The sequence below is a fragment of the Cupriavidus sp. CuC1 genome, assembly GCF_044627735.1.
GTDB lineage: Bacteria > Pseudomonadota > Gammaproteobacteria > Burkholderiales > Burkholderiaceae > Cupriavidus > Cupriavidus ulmosensis.
This window is the reverse complement of record NZ_JBIUHC010000359.1, coordinates 1-1794: the sequence shown is the minus strand read 5'-3', so window position 1 is coordinate 1794 and position 1794 is coordinate 1. Positions and strand designations below refer to the sequence as shown.

The following is a 1794-nucleotide window of genomic DNA, read 5'->3' as shown; positions in this document are numbered from 1 at the left end:
AGCCTGAGCGAGACTGATCGTCGCCCAAAGTCCGGAACTCCTTGAATACTCAAGGTGTGCTGGATTTAGCGCTTACGTTGAAGGCATGAACGTGAACTGCGGCACTTCCAGGCGGAGATCGATATCGTCTACGCTGCGTCGCAAGATCGATTTTTCGTCACACCGTGGCAGCCGTTGCCGTCAAGGCATTGAGGCGGTTGGTCGGCAGGGGGGTGAGACGTGAGTCAGACTAAGGCTTATAAAACAATCATTTAGCCGCCCCCGCCACCCAGTCGCCCGACTTGCCTCCATGCTTCTCCAGCAGCTTCACATCGCCCATCACCATGCCGCGGTCTACCGCCTTGCACATACTGTGGACTGATTAGGCGGACTTCAATGCCGAGTGCCTGGAAGCGACGTGCCCAATTGGTGCGCTGTGCTGCAGGCTTCCATAACGCCCGGTCCGCGAAAAATGGACTCAACTGTTTGTAGGGGGCGAAACGTACCCCACGGCCTGGGGAAACCGTCTGCCCCTCAGTTGTCCGTCGGCGAGCGGTTGGTTGGAACCGGTGCGAAGTCGAAATGGGCGGCGGCATACACGGCATTGCACGCCCATACTTCTTCCCCGTCCTTATAAAAGGTGACCCATTTGCCGTCGCTGACGCATTGGGCGCCGGGAAAAACCTCCTCATGGCCGTTTGGACCGTCCATCGGGAAGGGCGCGTGTGGCGTGGCCCAGTAGTGGCCGTTCGGTAAGGCCGTGATCGATTTTCGGGACATTCTCTTCAGCACCGCCATGCGCTGTCACGCAACGCGCGATCCGACCCGCCACGGCGAACCGGATTGTGTCAATCCCGCAACGGCGTGGCACCCTCCCGAGACATCCTCGTGTAGCCTCACAGCCAATTACCTCCTGCTATACGGTGCAAGTTCGCTATGGCGCAATACCTCCAAATTGCAGTCCGAGCCTTCGGCGTCGGCGCCATCCTTGTGATGGTCGCCGTTGCCTCCCGGCAAGTATATCTGCGGGTCGCTGCTGAGGCTGGCATTGCCCGCGGTGAAGAGGGTCCCGCGGCAACGATGTTGATCCGATGCGAGGCAATGCACAGCCGCCTGCAGAATCGGCCTGTTTCCGAAGACGCTGCGGATGCTGACGAGGCGCCGCGCGCCCGGTGTATGGAGTCCTGAGCTCGCAGCAAACCTAAGCAGTCTGCAGTTCACGCTCCGTGTGTGACGCTGATGGGCCGTCCCGCGCGCCAGCCCTGGTTCCATTTAACTCCGGAATCACGGTCGGCACGTATGTGGCCGGCATGCGGCTGGGCCGGGACCTCCCCGCAAGCGCATCTCGCACGCGCCCAGCCTTGGCGAATATCCTCCTCAAGGGCGCTTACCGCAGTGAGGCGACAAGGTGAACATCAGAGGCGCGTCATGCCGAGCGGCAAGCGCAGGCCGCAACCCAAGCGCGGCTGGAGGCCGGGCGGGCGGAGCTGGAGGCAGCTGGCCGTCAGCTGGTGGTGCTACGTACCCAATTCTCGACCGAACTGGAACGGGCGCGCAAGCAGGTGAGCACCGCCCAGGAACGCGCCGAAGCCAGCGAGCGGCGCGCGCTGCGCTCCATCAGGAACCCACCGCGCGGCAGAAAAGCGAGCGCGCGGCCGAAGACCTGCGCACGGAACTGGCGCAGTCGCGCAGCGAGGCCCGGGACGCAGCGGTGGCCCAAGCCGAGAGCCGGGCCCGGCTCGAGGCGCAGACAGCGACGCTGGCCGGTCGGCTCGCGGCCGCCGAGCGGGCGCAGCGCCGGGCCGAGCGGGCCGG

Annotated in this window: 1 protein-coding gene and 1 pseudogene; one reads left to right on the top strand and one right to left on the bottom strand. The window is 63.9% G+C overall.

All coding sequences use genetic code 11. From position 1 onward, the window contains the following. Positions 1-513: 513 nt before the first annotated feature. On the bottom strand, positions 514-777 hold the full coding sequence (locus ACGLHR_RS51610; protein ID WP_400103852.1) for a hypothetical protein: 264 nt from the start codon (positions 775-777) through the stop codon (positions 514-516). Between the two features lie 632 nt (positions 778-1409). Here ACGLHR_RS51610 and ACGLHR_RS51605 point away from each other — a divergent pair. Then, positions 1410-1794, top strand: a pseudogene (locus ACGLHR_RS51605) (KfrA protein); the annotation flags it as partial.

Excerpts from the sequence above, each read along its gene's own strand:
- ACGLHR_RS51610 (WP_400103852.1), bottom strand. The coding sequence starts at position 777 with ATGGCGGTGCTGAAGAGAATGTCCCGAAAATCGATCACGGCCTTACCG.